We start from the raw sequence: 16,540 nt of genomic DNA on the forward strand, positions 1-16,540 counted from the left end.
GTTTTTTCTATTGTGTGGTAACAACAGAATAACACTTGGAATCAGGCTTTTTCATTTGCTGCCCCAAACTGTGGGACAGCAGTGGCCTGCGGGCGCTTTTTTTGTGGCTGGCATTCAGGGCTATTTACTTTTCGTGAGGCACTCCGTACATTCCGCCGCTTAATTACTAATATTTCAATCAAGGACGACGATAATGCGTACAGCGCAGTTTTTATCTATTGCTTTACTTTCCCTTTCTCCGTTTGTAGTACAGGCCGCAGATGTCCACAGCTTTGTCGGCGCGCGCTATTCAAATTCCGTATCGGGTGAATACACTCTGGATCTGGATGACGGTGATTCGGAGTTCACCGGCGATCTGAATAGCAAAGCATTCGGTATTTACTTTGGACGCACAAATAAGCGCAATAATCGCTGGTTGCTTGGCTACGAATCTAGAACGTTCGATTTCGACGGTGGCGACAGTGAAGATGCCGCTGGTTTACGTGCCGATATCCATTTTGTATGGGGAGAAGGCAAGAAACTTCAGCCCTACCTGGGCGTAGGTGCAGGCCTTTACCGGTTAAGTGATGCTTTGCTACTGCAAGGTACTGACAAAGAGGGTGATAGTTTGTCGGGTTTTGCGTTTCAGATGGGACTTGGTGCTAAATACATTGCGAGCGAGAAAGTCGAACTGGATATCGCCTTTGAGCGTCAGGCTATCGTCTGGGAAGAGGTCGAAGTTTTTGACAGTTTGGTAGTTAATTCTGCATATGTGCACAACAGTCTGGTGCTTGGTGCAGCATTTAATTTCTGACGTGTGAACTTAATTTTTCAGTGCATTCCGTGGCTATACGGAATGCACTGAAGTATTCAGTACATGCTCTGAATCATTTCAATCGATGGGCGCAGCGCATTGCGCCAGCTTTGCTCTAACTCTTGAGAAAAGTCAGGGTCGTGCTTTTCCAGAGTATCAACCAGGGCGTCCAGCCACATTCCGTAAAACATCGGATTAATATTCATTTTACTGCGGCTGTGGCTTTCACCCAGTGCGCGGATTTTTGTATCCGACATGCCACGTGCGTGCATCACCAGCCACATAATACCGCCACGCAGTAATGAGCGCTGTGAGGTCATGTCGGTATTGGTAAACATGGCGCGGATTTCCGGAGATTTACCCATGAAATTGGAATAAAAATCCTCGTAAAAAGAAGGGCTATTACAGCTCCGTCCATAGCTCTGAAATACCTTATCGGCATCAGTCATTGAGGCAGTACCTTACATTTTATTGATAGAGTTTTAAAAAAGGCGCGCAGGGTACTGTGCTGTTTGCCGTAATGCAAATGACTCTTTGTTTCACCGGCTGGTAAAATTATCTAATTGCTTAATCAGCAATTTCCAGTTCAGGTTGCTTGCGGTGGTTTCTGCAAGGCGCTGAATATCGTCGTTACGGCGCGCCCGAAAATCAACGCTGTCAGCATTTTTCAGTCCGGCCCAGCACAGCAGCGCCTGACAGGCCTGTGGCGTATCGAAAATACCGTGCCAGTAGGTTGCCAGAATGTTTTCATCCGCAGAAAGCCAGCCACAGCCGATGCTGGTGATGTCGGCACTGAGGGTGCTGATGCCTGCGTGAATTTCATAGCCCTGTGCCGGCACAGTGGGTTGTCCAGGTAGTGAGAGTTCCCCACTGACTTGTAGCAGGGTTTTATCTGCCTGCAGTTCGGTGCGGATCGGCAACAAGCCTAAGCCGTCAGTGTCACCGGGCAGATCCTCAATACCCTGTGGGTCGGCAATCACATCGCCCAGCATTTGCAGGCCACCGCAGATGCCCATCAGTTTGCCGCCGTAGCGCAGATGACGTTGCAGGTAGCATTGCCAGTCTCCTGGCTGTGACAGCAGCCAGTTAAGGTCGGCACGGGTATTTTTCGAACCGGGAAGGATCACAAGATCGGCGGCGGGTGGTGTCTGCCCCGGGCCAACCAGTGTCAGTTTTACCTGAGGGTGTAAACGTAAGGCATCGAAATCGGTGTGATTGCTGATGCGCGGATAAACCGGCACCACAATATGAAAAGCGGCGTCACCATCCTGTTCCTGCGCCAGACTCAGTGAATCTTCCGCATCCAGATAAAGGCCGTGCAGGTAGGGAAGAACCCCCAGTACCGGCTTACCGGTTTGTTGCTCGAGCCATTCCAGACCAGGCTGCAGCAGGCTGATATCGCCACGAAAACGGTTAATAACAAAACCAATGATGCGTTCACGTTCGCTGTCGCTGAGGCAGGCCAGAGTGCCAATTAAATGAGCAAAAACCCCACCGCGATCGATGTCGGCGATCAGAATAACCGGACAATCAACAGCCTCGGCAAAACCCATATTAGCGATGTCGTTAGCGCGCAGATTCACTTCTGCCGGACTTCCGGCACCTTCTACCAGCACAATGGGATACTGTTGCTGCAGACGCTTCCATGAATCCTGCACGGCTTGCATGGCGGTCTGTTTGTAGGCCATGTAGTCACGGGCAGGCAGGTTACCAATCGACTTACCCTGGATGATCACCTGACTGCCGCTATCGCTGGACGGTTTCAGTAACACAGGGTTCATGTCGGTATGCGGCTGCAATCCACAGGCTTCTGCCTGCAGCGCCTGGGCGCGGCCTATTTCGCCACCGTCAGCGGTAACGGCACTGTTGAGCGCCATATTCTGTGGTTTAAACGGCGCCACGCTGAAGCCCGCGTCACGCAGAATCCGCCCTAATGCGCACACCAGAGTACTTTTGCCGGCATCGGAGGTGGTGCCCTGAATCATCAGTGTCAGAGGCTGCATTGCCTGCAGGCGTGCGCTAACGGAAGTGATCGGGTCGTACATCTGGTAATATCGCCGGCTGAAATAAGCCGCCTATTGTACGTCATGATGCTTCTGCTCTGCGGGATTTTTCCTGTTGTTCCTATCGATTTCGCTGTGCTGCTGCCAGCTCTGGCGCTGCTTGCCTTGCTGCTTGATGCACTGCTGGGTGAACCTGCGCGCTGGCATCCGCTGGTAGGGTTCGGCCGTTGGGCTGCCTGGCTGGAAAAGCGTTTAAACCGTTCTGCCGCTGGCGTTGTCAGTATTTTCTGCGGAACGCTGGCGCTACTGCTGGCGTTAGCGCCACTGTTGCTGGTTGTAGCAGCACTGCTGTGGCTGGCGCAGCAATCACTGTGGTTATGGCTGCTGGCTGAAGTTGTGCTGCTGTATCTGTGCATTGGTTGGCACAGTCTGCAATTGCATATTGGCTGGGTATCCCAGGCGCTGCTGGCCGGTGATCTGGCTCAGGCGCGGGAAAAATTGGGGTGGATTGTCAGCCGTGATACACAGCAGCTGAATAATGATGAAGTCGCTCAGGCCGGCATTGAAAGCCTGCTGGAAAACAGTGCAGATTCGCTGTTTGTTTCCCTGTTCTGGTTCGCTATCGGTGGCAGCACGCTGGCGTTGCTACACCGCTGGGTGAATACCCTGGACGCTATGTGGGGCTATCGCAGTGAACGTTATGAATTCTTCGGTAAAGTGGCGGCGCGACTGGATGATTTACTGGCATTTATTCCGGCACGTCTTACGGCGCTGGTGATGGCGCTGGCGTCCGGCCGCTATTGTCTGCGGGCTATGCAGTGCTGGCGCACTCAGGCAGCAGCTTGCGCGAGCCCGAATGGTGGCCCGGTGATGACAACAGGCGCTGGGGCGTTGGGCATTCGTTTAAGTGAACGTGCCTGTTATCAGGGTGAATGGAAAGCCAAACCGCCAATGGGCTGTGGTCCCGCGGCAGGAGTGAGCGATATGGCGCCCGCCTTGTCACTGGTGTGGCGCGCACTGGGTCTGTGGCTTCTGCTCTGGCTGCTGGGCGGACTGCTGCTGAACTGGCTGCAGTACGGAGTCGTGTATGTTACTTGAGCCCTGGCAGCAGGCTGCTCACGGTTCTGACCTGCAGCGTGCGCTGAGTGTCTACGGTGGTAACGCTGACGAGTGGCTGGATCTGTCGTCGGCAGTCAGCCCTTACAGTTGGCTGGTTGAGCGTGCTGAGCAGGAGTGTGACGCCAGCAGAGCCCTGTTTGCCGCAGACTCATGGCATCATCTACCCGCGCAGCCAGCTGAGCTCGACAGTGCGGTGCGTAGTTATTACGGTGAAAGCGGTTTGCTGGTGGCTGGCAGCCAGCAGGCGATACGCACGCTGCCGCAATGTTTTGCTGCGGCACAGGTGTGGCTGCTGCAAGGCAGTTACGGCGAACATGTCTGCAGCTGGCAGCAGCAGGGGCATGCAACAACAGAAAAAACGGCAGCACAAATACGTCAGGCCTTTGCTCAGGCCACGTCTGAGACTGTTGCACAGGCAGGCAGTGAGTCGCTGCCAGATATATTGATTCTGGTGAACCCGGGTAATCCCGGTGCGGAATATTTTACTCAGCAGGAGTTACAGCAGTGGGCAGCGCAACTGGCACAGAAGCAAGGCTGGCTGATCTGTGACGAGGCCTTCATGGATGCCAGCGCCGACCTCAGTCTGTTAGCGGCTGAGCGCCCGGAGAATGCCATTGTGTTGCGCTCGCTGGGGAAGTTTTTCGGGCTTGCCGGTATACGCGCTGGTTTTGTTTTTGCCAGTGAATCTGTATTGGCCACGCTCGGCTCGCGTATCGGGCCCTGGGTTGTGAATGGTATGGCGATGCAGTTGCTTCCCGCGGTTCTGCGCGACGCTGACTGGCAACAGCAGCAGCGCGGACGTTTGCAGGCATTACGCGAACGTATGCAGACATTGTGTGCGCATTTACCACGGGTTGGTGATACACCCATGTTTATAACGCTGGAAAGCTCGCAGGTGGCAGCGTGGCAACAGCAATTGGCAGTGCAAAAAATATGGACGCGGCTGTTTGCGCAGCAGCAGCGTTTGCGTCTGGGTTGGCCAGCTAGTGAAGCGGGCTGGCAACGATTGGAAAATGCATTAAAGAATCTAGCGCATGACGGAAAGGAACAAGACTTTGACTAAGGTTCGATTTATTACTGCTTTGCTGGCTGCCTTACTGTCGGTTACGACACAGGCTTTGACGGTGACGGACGATCGTGGCGTGGAGCATACACTGGAAAAACCCGTCAGCCGTATTGTGTCACTGATGCCGCACGGTACCGAACTGCTGTTTGAAGTGGGTGCCGGTGATCTGGTTGTCGGAGCTGTGGATTATTCTGATTATCCACAGGCCGCAAAAAAAATTCCACGCGTCGGTGGATACAGTGGTCTGAATCTGGAGGCGATTATGGCGTTGCAGCCAGACATCGTCCTGGCCTGGCCAGAAGGTAACAACCAGCGTGAACTGGATCGCTTAAAGCAACTGGGTTTTCAATTGTTTGCTTCAGACCCACGGGATTTTGCCGCCATCGCCGATAATCTGGAGCGACTGGGGAAACTCACCGGCAATGATGAGCAGGGCCTCCGAGCTGCGCAGGCTTTTCGCGCAAAGACGCAGCAACTGGCTGAGCAGTATCAGCACCAGCAGGATCTCACGGTTTTCTATCAGGTGTGGAACAAGCCTTTACTGAGCCAGAACGGCTCGACGTTTATTTCCCGTGCCATCGAACTGTGCGGTGGTCACAATATCTTTGCCGACTTACCGATGGCCGCGCCACAGGTTAGTATCGAAGCGGTGCTGGCAGCCAATCCTCAGGTGATTGTCGCCAGTGGTATGGGCGAAAGTCGTCCGGAATGGCTGGATGACTGGCGCGGTTATGCACAGCTCAGCGCAGTGCAGACCAATAGCCTTTACCACATTCATCCGGAGCTGTTTCACCGGCCGACCTCTCGTTTCCTGATTGGCACCGAGCAGCTGTGTCAGCAGATGGCAGCTACGCGTCAGCGTATGCAGAGTGGTGCAGCGCCGGCGGAATAACACAATCATGATCTGACTCGCCCCTGGTGGTTTCTGGTTTGTGTTAGCGTAAATACAGCGCTCAGGAGAAATTCTATGCTGGCAATTTTTACGCAGCTGGCCGATTGGCTGGTCTATCAGGTAGCGGGCCTGTCTTCCGTGTCACGGCTGGGCAGTGCACTCCATTTCTTTGTTGAAGATGTCAGCAAAATATATGTGTTGCTGATCATCATGATCTATCTGATTGCACTGATCAGAGCCTCGCTCAATGTTGAACGTGTGCGCGATTATCTGACTCAGCGCCACACCTTTGCCGGACTGTTTATGGGCGCTGGTTTCGGTGCTATCACACCGTTCTGTTCCTGCTCCAGTATTCCTGTGTTTCTGGGCTTTACTTCGGCAGGCATTCCGGTCGGAATTACCATGGCATTTCTGCTGACGTCACCGCTGATTAATGAGGTGGCCGTTATTCTGCTGATCAGTCTGCTTGGCTGGCAGCTCACGCTGGCTTATATCGGTGTCGGCTTGCTGGTAGGAATGGCGGGTGGTTTTACCCTGCATATTCTGCACGCCGAACGCTGGCTACAGCCGTTTGCCGCGAAAGCCTATGCCGCAGCATCAGCACGCAATGTGCCGGCCGCTGCTAAGGTGCAATCGCTGTCACTGCATGATCGCCACCAGTTTGCCAAAGACGAAGTAAGGGATATTTTTTCCCGGGTCTGGCTATGGGTCATTATTGGCGTCGGCCTTGGTGCTGCGCTGCACGGTTATGTACCAGAAAACTGGGTCAGCGATCATCTTGCAGACGGCCAGTGGTGGACAGTACCCGCTGCAGTGCTGGCGGGTATACCTCTGTATTCCAATGCCACAGGCGTTATTCCGGTGATGGAAAGCCTGATTATTAAAGGCTTGCCGCTGGGCACGACACTGGCGTTCTGTATGAGCACTGTGGCTGCAAGTTTCCCCGAATTTATTTTGCTTAAGCAGGTCATGCAGCTGCGTCTGCTGCTGATTATTTTTGCAATGTTGCTGGTGTCTTTTACGCTGGTGGGTTGGCTGATCAATCTGATCGCCCCCTGGCTGTAAGGCTGTAAGGCTGTATGAGGATAATGCTATGAAAGAAATTGTTGTGCTGGGATCCGGTTGTACAAAGTGTGAAAAAACCGCAGATGCCATTCGTACCATCGCCGAAGAACTTGCCATTCCGGTATCACTGAGTAAGGAAACCAGTGCGGAAGCTATCATGCTGGCGGGGGTTATGCGTACGCCAGCGGTTATGGTGGATGGTCAGCTGGTACATAGCGGTTCTATTCCCCACCGACAGGATATTGAAGCCTGGCTTAGCTGAGGCTGCTTAATTGCCTGCCCAGTAAAGCACCTTAAGGTTATCGGGCAGTGGCTGATCGGCAGGTAAGTAACTGACGGTTTCGGGATTCTCGAGCAGATAACTAACGACATCCTGTTCGGAATGCAGAATAGCAGGAGGCACCCGACGTCCGGTGAACTTCATCTGCGCCCAGTAAGACTGAATCCGTTTTTCAGGCAACCCCATAACGTGGGCGTTGAATAGCAGGCGAGTGTGATTGTTCAGAGGAAGGGCAACGGGTTTCAGAGCAAGTCCGGCATTGCCACCCATAAACAGGTTGCGTACCTGCTCCAGAGTCAGCGTGGGGCTACGGTAATGGGTGTTGGCGACAACCACCAGACCTTCTCTGGCATGGCTGTTATGTATAGCAGCAGCCATCAGCAGTAACAGCAGCAAACGCGACATATTACCTCCTCAGTCTTTTTTTATAACGAAGGTCCTGCAAGCTGACTGGCAGGATCTTCGTTTTGTTATCTGACTTCGTACAGGACTGGCAGGATCTTCGTTTTGTTATCTGACTTCGTACAGGACGGTCAGCGCATCCGGTATTTGTATGTCGGCAGGCAAATAGCCAACGCTACCGGGGTGAGCGACCAGGTAATCCAATAATGCAGGTTCATCATTAATTTCACGCGGAGGTTGCATACGCCCGGTGAACTTCATTTGCGCCCAGTAGGACTGAATACGTGATTCTGTCAGGCCGATAATCTGGGTGTTAAAGATCATGCGGGTGCGATTTTTCGGTGGTAATGCAACCGGTCTCAGGTCATAACCGAGGGAGGCTCCCATAAACAAATTTCTCACCTGTTCTCGTCCCAGGGTCAGTTCTTTGCCTTCGGTGTTGGCCACTACCCGGATACTGTTTTCTGCCTGTACTGGTAGCAGCAGTACAGGTGTAAACATCAGCAGCAGGTATTTCAACGTCGTCCTCATCATCAGAACACCCACTCCCATCCCAGTTGATAGAGAGTGGCGCTGTATTTATCAGATATGCTGTTATCTGTATAAAAACCGCTGGCCGGCAGAGCAAAGAAGCCACTGCGTGGCGCTGTCTCTTTGAGGTATGAAACGTCAAGTTTGAGCGCCATATTGATATCAAAATCCCAGCGAGCACCCAGGGTATAGGTATCCATGCTGCCGTCAGGCAGAGAGTTGTAGACCTGATAGTAACCGGCTGCTAACTCGTACAGGGGATTGTTTACCGGGTCATAGCCAGCAGCCAGAATCGGCTGAAGTTCGTCTTCTGCGTTGGTTTCTGAGTAAGCACTGGAAGCGTAGGTCGCGTGCAGTGTCCAGTCGCTTATGTTGTATCCGGCGGTGAAGTAATAGCCGGTCAGAGAAGGTGCAGCATCAAACTCGGTGGTGGTATGCACCCATTCTGCTTTGTAGAAACTCGACAGCGTGTCGTAGCTCAGCGCTGCCTCGATAAAGGTTACTTCGCCTTCCGAGTCCAGTGAACTGGCACTGGCTGTCATGCCGATCTGCTGCAGTGCTTCCTGCAGGGGTTCCAGTGCGTAAATTCGGGTCTCGTTATAGCCGGTATGATAGGAAAGGCGCAGTCCGACATTGTTGCTGCGCAGATTAACCACCAGACCTCGCAGGTCGTCCACCCGGCCATCGACGTTAACCCGGCTACCGGCAATCAGAATATCGCCATCAAAATAGCCGTAGTACGCCTCCAGATTCAGCGCGAAGTTTGAGCCGGCATAGTTATAGCTGCCACTGACACCGTTAAAGGTCGAAAACAGGTAATTGCTGTAAACCTGGGCCGGAGCGCTGATCCACGGGTAGGAGTAACCGACGTCAATGCTGTCGCTGTAGGCAAAGAATGGCATACGCAGCTTACCGGCACGGAAATGCAGCGCGTCATCCGGGCGATAGGACAGGTACAGCCATTCAACACCGGAATCGCGGTTGTCGCTGCTGTGGGCCAGTAACTGTCCGGTTACAGAAAGAGAATCGGTGAAGGAATAGGTCGGCTGAACCGCCAGCAGCGTTTGCTGTTTTAAGGATGGTTCATCGCTGTAACCGTCCACCTTCTGATCAGTGCCAGAAAGGTAGCCTCCGACCACGCGCATAAAACCGGAAACATCGAGATCATCAGTGACGGCAACGGCCGAGGCGTTAACGCTGCCAAGCGCCAGGGCTATACCGCCTATGGAGCAGTTTATGTACTTGGGCAAACTACGCAGGGACATCTGAGCATCATCCTCATAGATTTCATGGTTTTAGCATCCTGGATAACAGTTTAGACCGAAAATTTCATTGTGCTGTGAAATCAGGCGTTTCAGCGTGTACAGGCGATTGCATTCTGTAACATTTTATTTTGAAAATAGCCCTTACAAGTCAAGGTACGTGGCGATTTGTGGGCTAACCTGTAGTCAGGAGTACTTGTTATTTTGTGAGAAACGGAGACCCGCGAATGCTGATCAAGAGCATCAGAACCGCCATAATGTTTCTGAGCCTTGTTTTTATCGTCTCGATTGCGCTTACAGTGTTCTACCTGTCGGTAACCGAACACCGGGAGCTCTATGCGCGCTATGTAGAAGGGGAGCTGGATGCTCTGACCGAAAACATGGCCAGCGATCTCGTCGGCGTTATCAACCACCCCAACCAGTTTTTTGAACTGAAAGCCTACCTGTTGTCACTTGATCCCTATGACCATGTCATCGGTGCTGCTGTCTATGACAAATCCTGGGAGCTGATTGACGAGTACGTTGGTCACGCACGGGTAAGAGACACCAGTATGGCACCGGTAGATTTTATCCAGTGGCAGGAAAGACGCACCGGCGTCTGGCAGGATGGCGGGCATCTGGTGGCAGTCAAGCTGATTGGCGATCCGGGGCTGGTGCTGGGCTACCTGGTGGTGGTTAACGACTATGAGGGCCCGCTGGAGTTCAGCACCCGTAATCTGACCATTCGCGTGCTGCCTCCGGCACTGCTGTCGATTGTGGTACTGATGCTGTTTTTTTACATCATGGGCAACCGCTGGTTATCACCGCTTACTCGTTTGTCAGAGTTTGCCCGACGGGTGCAGCGAACTAAGGATTACTCTCTCAAAATTCCGATTAGTGGCCATTACGAAGTATCTTCTCTGACCAGCGACATCAACAACATGATGGATGCCATCCGTCAGGAATCTGAGATCAATCAGGAATACGTTGGCCTGCTCGAAGAGCGTCGGGAAGAGATGGAATATCTGGCCAACTACGACAGCCTCACCGGCCTGGTGAACCGACAGTATTTTATTACCCAGCTCGAACACGTGCTGAAAAACGAGCAGGGCAGCGGTGTCGGGTATGCTGTGATGTTTGTCGACCTTGATGGTTTCAAGGTTGTGAATGATTCATTGGGTCATGAAGTAGGTGACCAGTTGCTGGTGGAGGTTGCCCAGCGCCTGAAAAGTTACGTGCCGGAAAATGATATTGTTTCCCGTCATGGTGGTGACGAATTCCTGATACTGGTGAATGACTGTGGTCAACCGGATTGTCTGAAGGAACTCGCCAATTGCATCGTTAATGGCCTGACCCAGAAATTCCTGATTCAATCATGGGAAGTACGCATCAGTGCCAGTGTCGGGATTGCCACGGCCTCGGAAAACTGTACCGATCTGCGTGAGCTGATCCGTAATGCCGACGTTGCCATGTATAACGCCAAAAGTGCAGGTAAGGCTCGCTTCAGTTTCTTTACCGACGATATGCTGAAGGATTATCAGCGTCGTGTGGATATTGCGAACGCCATTGAGTACGCACTCGAGCACAATGAATTTTCTGTGCACTATCAGGCTAAGGTAACACCAGATGGCGTACCGGTTGGTGCAGAAGCACTGGTGCGCTGGCGCAGTGAACAGCTGGGTTTTGTTTCTCCGGCAGAGTTCATTCCTATTGCAGAACAGTCCGGTAAAATTACCGAAATAACCCAGTGGGTTATTAATCGCGTATGCCTGGATGTACGGGATGCCATTCCAAGAGTAAAACGTGCGATTCCCGTATCCATTAACCTCTCTGCTTCTGATCTGAAAAAATACCACCTGGTGGGTTTTATCAAGGGAGCTTTTATCAAATATGGTATTCCCCCGGGGCTGGTGGAGTTCGAAGTGACAGAACATTCATATCTGGATAATCTGGATATGGCTAATCGCTTCTTTGCCGAAATTTCAGCCATGGGTTGTGAAGTTGCTCTGGACGATTTTGGTACCGGTTATTCATCACTGAGTTATCTGACGAAAATTCCCATTGATGTGATCAAAATTGATAAGCAGTTTGTCGACAATATTGGAGCATCAGAGCGAGATGATGCGCTGGTGCTTACCATTGTTGAAATGGGACGACGGCTGGGTATGGAGCTGTGTGCCGAAGGGGTCGAAACGGCGGAGCAGCTTAAATTTCTCAGTGACAATGGTTGCCGTATTATTCAGGGCTATCTGTTCAGTAAACCATTGCCCTTGCCTGAGTTTCTTGAGTATCTGCAGCAGGTTGAACAAAAGCTGTCGAATGAAGCGTAAAGAAGCCGGCACCGCCGGCTTCTTTACGGGTCAGGTTTAACCTTAATCTTCCAGCAAAGCGCGTAACATCCAGGCGGTCTGTTCATGGATGGCAAGACGCTGGGTCAGCAGGTCTGCTGTTGGTTCATCCGCTGCTGCATCCACCAGTTCATACAGACTGCGCGCGGTGCGGGCAGTTGCCTCATGGCCATTGGCCAGAATCCGGATCATTTCGGTCGCCTTCGGTGGAACCTCCGGTGCGTCGGGTAACGACGTCAGTTTCGCGAACTGAGCGTAGGAACCGGGTGCAATGTGGCCCAGTGAGCGTATGCGTTCCGCGATCGGGTCGACTGCATTCCACAGCTCGGTGTACTGCGTCATAAACATCGTATGCAGGCTGTTGAACATCGGGCCTGTTACGTTCCAGTGAAAATTATGGGTGGTTAAGTACAGGGTGTAGGTGTCGGCCAGCAGACGGCCTAATCCGGCACTGATCTGTTCACGGTGTTCGGCACTGATGCCAATATTCACGTTGCTCATAGGTCACTCCTGTGTGTTGCGGTTATGAAGACGTTGTTGGGTTGTTCAGGTTCCCCGGCCTCAGCCGAGGGTGGTATCCAGCATCATCATTAAGGCAAAGCCCACCATTAATCCGAGTGTGGCCACGGTCTGGTGACCATGGCGATGGGTTTCCGGAATCACTTCGTGCGATACCACAAACAGCATGGCACCACCGGCCAGCCCCAGCCCGATCGGGTAAGCCAGCATAAAACCACCGGCCAGACCGGCACCCAATAATGCACCCACCGGTTCCAGTAAGCCGCTGAGGCCGGCAATAATGACGGCAAACAACGGGGTAAAACCCACGGCGCGCAGTGTCAGCGCGACCGCTAAACCTTCGGGAATGTCCTGCAGGGCAATGGCGGTGGCCAGTGGCAGGCCCACACTTAAGTCGCCCTGCGCAAAGCCGACGCCAACGGCCATGCCTTCCGGCAGGTTGTGCAGCGCCATGGCAAACACAAACAACCAGGCCTTGCTGCAGCGTTCGTGACCGGCACCGCAGGGGCCGGTGGTACCGTGCTCGTGCGGGGTGAATTCATCCAGCCCCAGCATTAATGCCACGCCCATCAGCATACCGAACACCACCAGAGCGCCGCCCTGCATGGCACTGCCGGTGATGTTTTCACCGGCTTCAATACCCGGCAGCAATAACGAGAACGCGGCCGCGGCCAGCATCATGCCGGCGGCAAAGCCCAGCATGGCGTCTTCGGCACTTTGCGATACCCGTTTCAGAAACAGCGCCGGCAGTGCGCCCAGTGTGGTGGCCAGAAATCCAGCGGTGCCACCCAGCAGGGCATAGTGCGTGAACAGGCTGTTATCGGTGGTCAGCAGGTTAATCAGACTTTGTCCCAGCAACACAACCAGCAGAGCCAAACCGGCCAGTAAGCCGGCGGCTGCGTAGGGATGCTCAACAGCGTGCTGGCGCAGATCATCAAACCAGGTAGTCGCAGAGCGTTGACTGAGTTCCATAGGGTTTTCCCGGCGTTGCCTTGTAGCGTTCAGATGAGATCAGTGTAGTGGCCGTGTTAATAGAAGCTATTTGATTAAAATCATTTAACCAAAAGTTAAAAACTATAAGTCAGAACAGGCTGAGCTGATCTTTGCTCACGGCTTTTTTCCGGGGGCTGCGCGCCGGGCTGCGTTTGCGCGAGCCATGCTTCTGGCCAATGCCGGCCGCGTTGCTGAAATACTCCGGTTGCTGGCGCAGCTGGCGGATGCGCTCGCGTGCCAGCCGGGTGGCCTGCTCAAAATCGACCAGCGGCGCCGGGTAATCGCGGCCGATGATCACGCCGCACTGCGCCTGTAAGCGCTGACTCATGCCCCAGGGCTGATGAATCCAGCTGTCGGGCACCTGTGCCAGTTGCGGCAGCCAGCGGCGGATAAACACACCGTGCGGGTCTTGTTTCTGCGCCTGCAGGGTGGGGTTGTACATGCGCGGCGGGTTAATGCCGGTGGTGCCGGACTGCATCTGCACCTGCGGGTAATGAATACCGGGCTCGTAGTCGGTAAAGGCCCGCGCCAGATGCAGCGCCGGTTGCTGCCACGGCAGCCACAGCGGATAGCTGGCCAGCGACATGAGCATGGCGCGCATACGGAAGTTCAGCCAGCCGTGATGCTGCAGATAGTGCATGCAGGCATCGGCCAGCGGCCAGCCGGTCTGGCCATGGGCCCAGGCGTTGTACCAATTGGCGTTGAACTCCCGCACCCCAGCCCAGGCCGGATGCAGCGGCTGTTGTTCCTGCAGCGGTTCGTCTTCCAGTTTCTGAATAAAGTGGCAGTGCCACCACAGCCGCGATTCAAAGGCCCCCAGGCTGTTCAGCCAGCGCCGGTCGGCACCGTCTTCTTTGTGTTGGGACAGAGCTGCGCGGGTGGCCTGCAGCACTTCGCGCACGCTCAGGCAGCCCCAGGCCAGATAGGAGCTTAACCGCGAGGCATGATGCTCGGCGCTGAGCGGCGAGCCTAACGAGCCACGGTAATACTGGCCACGTTGGCTTAAGAAGCTGTGCAGCACGGCCAGCCCGGCGCTGCGGCCACCAAACTGGCGGCCGGGGCAGGGCGTCTGGTCGAATCCCAGCTGCAACGGCAGGGCTGACATTGGCAAGGCATCGGGCAGCGGGCAAGCCAGCCACGGAGCATCGCTGAGTAATGGCGTGGGGTGCTGCGGCTGTTCCATAAACCCGGCCCAGTGCGCGGCCCAGTCATCGCGGTTGTGCGGGTTGCTGCGGCTGGCGCGGCGTACGCCCTGCTGCGCGGATTCCTGCCAGACGATGCCCAGCTGCCGGCATACCCGCTGCACGGCCTGATCGCGGCGGTAGCTGAACAGGTTGCCGGTTTCGAGGTGGCTGTAGAGGCGGATGGGCATGGCCAGCGCGTGCTGCAGGCGTGGCAGTACATCCGGCAGATCAGCAGGAATCAGCCACAGGGCGGCATTGGCGGGTAACTGTTGTTGCAGATCGAGCAGCGACTCGCGCACAAACTGCCACTGGCGCAGGCTGCTGTCGGGCTGGCTCCATACACCCGGTTCGACCGCGTACAACAGGGCCAGCTTTCCCCCTTGTTGCTGCAGGCCCTGCAGCGCGGCCTGCAAGGCGGCGTGGTCGTGCAGGCGCAGATCGCGTTTCAGCCACACCAGATGCAGCATGGGGTCAGTCCACCGGGTTGGTGGGTGGCAACGGTGCCGGCCAGTTCGGCAGCGTGCGCTTACCGCTCTGGTGGTGCAGCACCTGCGTCAGCGTCAGTGGGCCGAGTTCGGGCAGCCATTGCTGCAGGTGCATCAGCTGCGGGTCGTACAGTTCCAGCTGTTTGTTCAGCTTGAAGAAACGGCCACCGCGCGGGTCCTGACCGGAGCCAGCGATATAAGCCCAGTTGCCCCAGTTGCTGGCAACATCGAAGTCGATCAGGTGCTGTTCAAAGAATGCAGCCCCCAAGCGCCAGTCCAGCCCCAGCTGATGAATAAAGAAACTGGCCAGCCACTGGCGCATGCGGTTGGAGCTGTAGCCGGTATGAATCAGCTCGCGCAGGCCGGCGTCGATGGCCGGGTAACCGGTGCGCGCCGTGCACCAGGCCTGCCAGCGGCTGTCATCCAGCGGTTTTGGCTGTGGATTGTGGAACACCGCCGCGCCCTTCAGACGCAGCGTCCAGTGAAAATACTCGCGCCACAGCAGTTCTTTTTTCAGCCAGCCGCTGTGCTCGTCTGTGCCGTGAATGGACTCCCAGCGTTGAATGCCGGCCCACACCTGCCGGACCGATAAGGCACCCCAGGCCAGCCACGGGCTGAGTTGGCTGGCAAAGCGACTGCCAGAGTAAGGATGGTCTGCTTCACTGGCCGGCGCGGTGCACAACTGATTGCGGCTGTCTTTGTAGTGGCGCAGGGCGTTTTCCTGACCTAAGTAAGCCGCCAGATGCCGTAAGCCCGCGTCTTCGCCACCATGAAAGGGGGTGACGGGTACTCGTCCTGCCCAGGCCGGAACCTGATGCAGCTGGTGGTCGGGCCATTGAATCGCGGCCGCTACCGGCGCTTCGTGCGGGTCGGCGCTCAGAATGGCCGGTGGCAGCGGAGCATCGATGTGGCTGAGCAGACCGCGCTTATCCAGCCAGCGGCTGAAACCGCTGTAGCTGCTGGGCCAGTTGTCGGCGGTGAGTAATTCCGCCAGCTGTTGTTGGCGGAACAGGGTGTGCGGTTCGTAGGTGGTGACCGGCGCAAACTCCGCAATGGCACGCAGCCAGCTGGCTTCTTCCGGCGCCTGTGCCGCGGCGGTGTGCAGGTGAAATGGTTGTTGGGCATACCAGTCACGCAGCAGCCGGACCGGATCGCCACCGAGCAGGCTGAGGCGGATATTTTGCTGATACAAACTGCGCTGCACATCAATCAGACAGGCGCGCAGGAAGCGCGCTTTGGGAAGCCCTAGCCGGGTTAATCCGTTCGGGTCGGGCTGCTGCCAGTGCTGCGGCAGAATAAACACCACCGCCAGACCGGGGCATTCCCCTTGTGCCGCCAGCTGGTTAAACATGGGGTGGTCGTGCAGACGCAGATCGTTGCGCAGCCAGACCAGATTCATGTGGTGCGACGTCATCAGAACTCATCCTCCACCGAACCGGCTGCGCACAGGTTGGCCGGTGGTTTGCGGGCCGCCTGCTGACTGCAGGCTTTGCTGCAGTACTTCACCTCGTTCCAGCTGCGCGCCCATTTGCGCCGCCAGCAGAATGGCCGTTCGCAGTGTGCGCAAGTTTTCACCGGCAGGTTATGGGGGTTACGGAAACCACTCAGTAAGCCCATGG

Annotated in this window: 17 protein-coding genes; 7 read left to right on the plus strand and 10 right to left on the minus strand. The window is 55.1% G+C overall.

Features of this window, described 5'->3' with window-relative positions; translation table 11 throughout:
- The first annotated feature begins 193 nt into the window (after nucleotides 1-193).
- Nucleotides 194-793 (plus strand): hypothetical protein, encoded by a 600-nt coding sequence (locus I9W95_RS01385; protein WP_225671018.1) that lies wholly within the window; start codon nucleotides 194-196, stop codon nucleotides 791-793.
- A 56-nt stretch (nucleotides 794-849) separates the two neighbouring features.
- Here the strand turns inward: I9W95_RS01385 and I9W95_RS01390 are convergent, their stop codons facing one another.
- A complete protein-coding gene (locus I9W95_RS01390; protein WP_318653582.1) occupies nucleotides 850-1,242 on the minus strand; it encodes a globin in 393 nt (130 codons plus the stop codon).
- A gap of 90 nt (nucleotides 1,243-1,332) precedes the next feature.
- Nucleotides 1,333-2,838, minus strand: coding sequence for a cobyric acid synthase (locus I9W95_RS01395; protein ID WP_318653583.1), 1,506 nt, complete (start codon nucleotides 2,836-2,838; stop codon nucleotides 1,333-1,335).
- Nucleotides 2,839-2,880: 42 nt separating this feature from the next.
- On the opposite strand from I9W95_RS01395, the gene cbiB reads away from it, so the two are divergent.
- The 5 genes from cbiB to I9W95_RS01420 all read left to right on the plus strand — a co-directional run bounded on the left by cbiB (nucleotide 2,881) and on the right by I9W95_RS01420 (nucleotide 7,200).
- The gene (gene cbiB, locus I9W95_RS01400; protein ID WP_225671023.1) at nucleotides 2,881-3,894 is read left to right on the plus strand and encodes an adenosylcobinamide-phosphate synthase CbiB; all 1,014 of its coding nucleotides are present in this window, start codon (nucleotides 2,881-2,883) and stop codon (nucleotides 3,892-3,894) included.
- The gene (locus tag I9W95_RS01405; RefSeq protein WP_225671031.1) at nucleotides 3,884-4,978 is read left to right on the plus strand and encodes an aminotransferase class I/II-fold pyridoxal phosphate-dependent enzyme; all 1,095 of its coding nucleotides are present in this window, start codon (nucleotides 3,884-3,886) and stop codon (nucleotides 4,976-4,978) included. The genes cbiB and I9W95_RS01405 overlap by 11 nt, the downstream gene beginning before the upstream one ends.
- Nucleotides 4,971-5,873 carry a cobalamin-binding protein gene (locus I9W95_RS01410; protein ID WP_225671033.1) on the plus strand — a complete coding sequence of 301 codons (903 nt, stop codon included), beginning with the start codon at nucleotides 4,971-4,973 and terminating at the stop codon, nucleotides 5,871-5,873. The genes I9W95_RS01405 and I9W95_RS01410 overlap by 8 nt, the downstream gene beginning before the upstream one ends.
- A gap of 75 nt (nucleotides 5,874-5,948) precedes the next feature.
- Complete coding sequence (locus I9W95_RS01415; protein ID WP_225671035.1) at nucleotides 5,949-6,938, plus strand: permease; 990 nt, start codon at nucleotides 5,949-5,951, stop codon at nucleotides 6,936-6,938.
- 28 nt (nucleotides 6,939-6,966) lie between these two features.
- Nucleotides 6,967-7,200, plus strand: a complete 234-nt coding sequence (locus I9W95_RS01420; RefSeq protein WP_225671038.1) for a thioredoxin family protein — start codon at nucleotides 6,967-6,969, stop codon at nucleotides 7,198-7,200.
- A 6-nt stretch (nucleotides 7,201-7,206) separates the two neighbouring features.
- Here I9W95_RS01420 and I9W95_RS01425 read toward each other — a convergent pair whose 3' ends face one another.
- The 3 genes from I9W95_RS01425 to I9W95_RS01435 all read right to left on the minus strand — a co-directional run bounded on the left by I9W95_RS01425 (nucleotide 7,207) and on the right by I9W95_RS01435 (nucleotide 9,416).
- Nucleotides 7,207-7,623, minus strand: a complete 417-nt coding sequence (locus I9W95_RS01425; RefSeq protein WP_225671040.1) for a hypothetical protein — start codon at nucleotides 7,621-7,623, stop codon at nucleotides 7,207-7,209.
- Nucleotides 7,624-7,728: 105 nt separating this feature from the next.
- Nucleotides 7,729-8,154, minus strand: coding sequence for a hypothetical protein (locus tag I9W95_RS01430; protein WP_225671042.1), 426 nt, complete (start codon nucleotides 8,152-8,154; stop codon nucleotides 7,729-7,731).
- Nucleotides 8,154-9,416, minus strand: coding sequence for an OprO/OprP family phosphate-selective porin (locus I9W95_RS01435; RefSeq protein WP_225671044.1), 1,263 nt, complete (start codon nucleotides 9,414-9,416; stop codon nucleotides 8,154-8,156). The genes I9W95_RS01430 and I9W95_RS01435 overlap by 1 nt, the downstream gene beginning before the upstream one ends.
- Before the next feature lie 254 nt (nucleotides 9,417-9,670).
- On the opposite strand from I9W95_RS01435, the gene I9W95_RS01440 reads away from it, so the two are divergent.
- On the plus strand, nucleotides 9,671-11,722 hold the full coding sequence (locus tag I9W95_RS01440) for a putative bifunctional diguanylate cyclase/phosphodiesterase (RefSeq protein WP_225671046.1): 2,052 nt from the start codon (nucleotides 9,671-9,673) through the stop codon (nucleotides 11,720-11,722).
- 42 nt (nucleotides 11,723-11,764) lie between these two features.
- On the opposite strand, the gene I9W95_RS01445 is transcribed toward I9W95_RS01440, so the two are convergent.
- The 5 genes from I9W95_RS01445 to I9W95_RS01465 all read right to left on the minus strand — a co-directional run bounded on the left by I9W95_RS01445 (nucleotide 11,765) and on the right by I9W95_RS01465 (nucleotide 16,538).
- Complete coding sequence (locus I9W95_RS01445; protein ID WP_225671048.1) at nucleotides 11,765-12,241, minus strand: Dps family protein; 477 nt, start codon at nucleotides 12,239-12,241, stop codon at nucleotides 11,765-11,767.
- 60 nt (nucleotides 12,242-12,301) lie between these two features.
- The gene (locus tag I9W95_RS01450; RefSeq protein WP_225671050.1) at nucleotides 12,302-13,231 is read right to left on the minus strand and encodes a ZIP family metal transporter; all 930 of its coding nucleotides are present in this window, start codon (nucleotides 13,229-13,231) and stop codon (nucleotides 12,302-12,304) included.
- A 109-nt stretch (nucleotides 13,232-13,340) separates the two neighbouring features.
- Nucleotides 13,341-14,903 carry a cryptochrome/deoxyribodipyrimidine photo-lyase family protein gene (locus tag I9W95_RS01455; protein ID WP_225671052.1) on the minus strand — a complete coding sequence of 521 codons (1,563 nt, stop codon included), beginning with the start codon at nucleotides 14,901-14,903 and terminating at the stop codon, nucleotides 13,341-13,343.
- Nucleotides 14,904-14,907: 4 nt separating this feature from the next.
- Complete coding sequence (locus I9W95_RS01460) at nucleotides 14,908-16,335, minus strand: FAD-binding domain-containing protein (RefSeq protein ID WP_225671054.1); 1,428 nt, start codon at nucleotides 16,333-16,335, stop codon at nucleotides 14,908-14,910.
- Nucleotides 16,335-16,538 carry a DUF2256 domain-containing protein gene (locus I9W95_RS01465; RefSeq protein WP_225671056.1) on the minus strand — a complete coding sequence of 68 codons (204 nt, stop codon included), beginning with the start codon at nucleotides 16,536-16,538 and terminating at the stop codon, nucleotides 16,335-16,337. The genes I9W95_RS01460 and I9W95_RS01465 overlap by 1 nt, the downstream gene beginning before the upstream one ends.
- Nucleotides 16,539-16,540 lie beyond the last annotated feature (2 nt).

It is taken from the genome of Thalassolituus marinus (genome assembly GCF_020320395.1).
GTDB classification, from domain to species: domain Bacteria; phylum Pseudomonadota; class Gammaproteobacteria; order Pseudomonadales; family Oceanobacteraceae; genus Venatoribacter; species Venatoribacter marinus.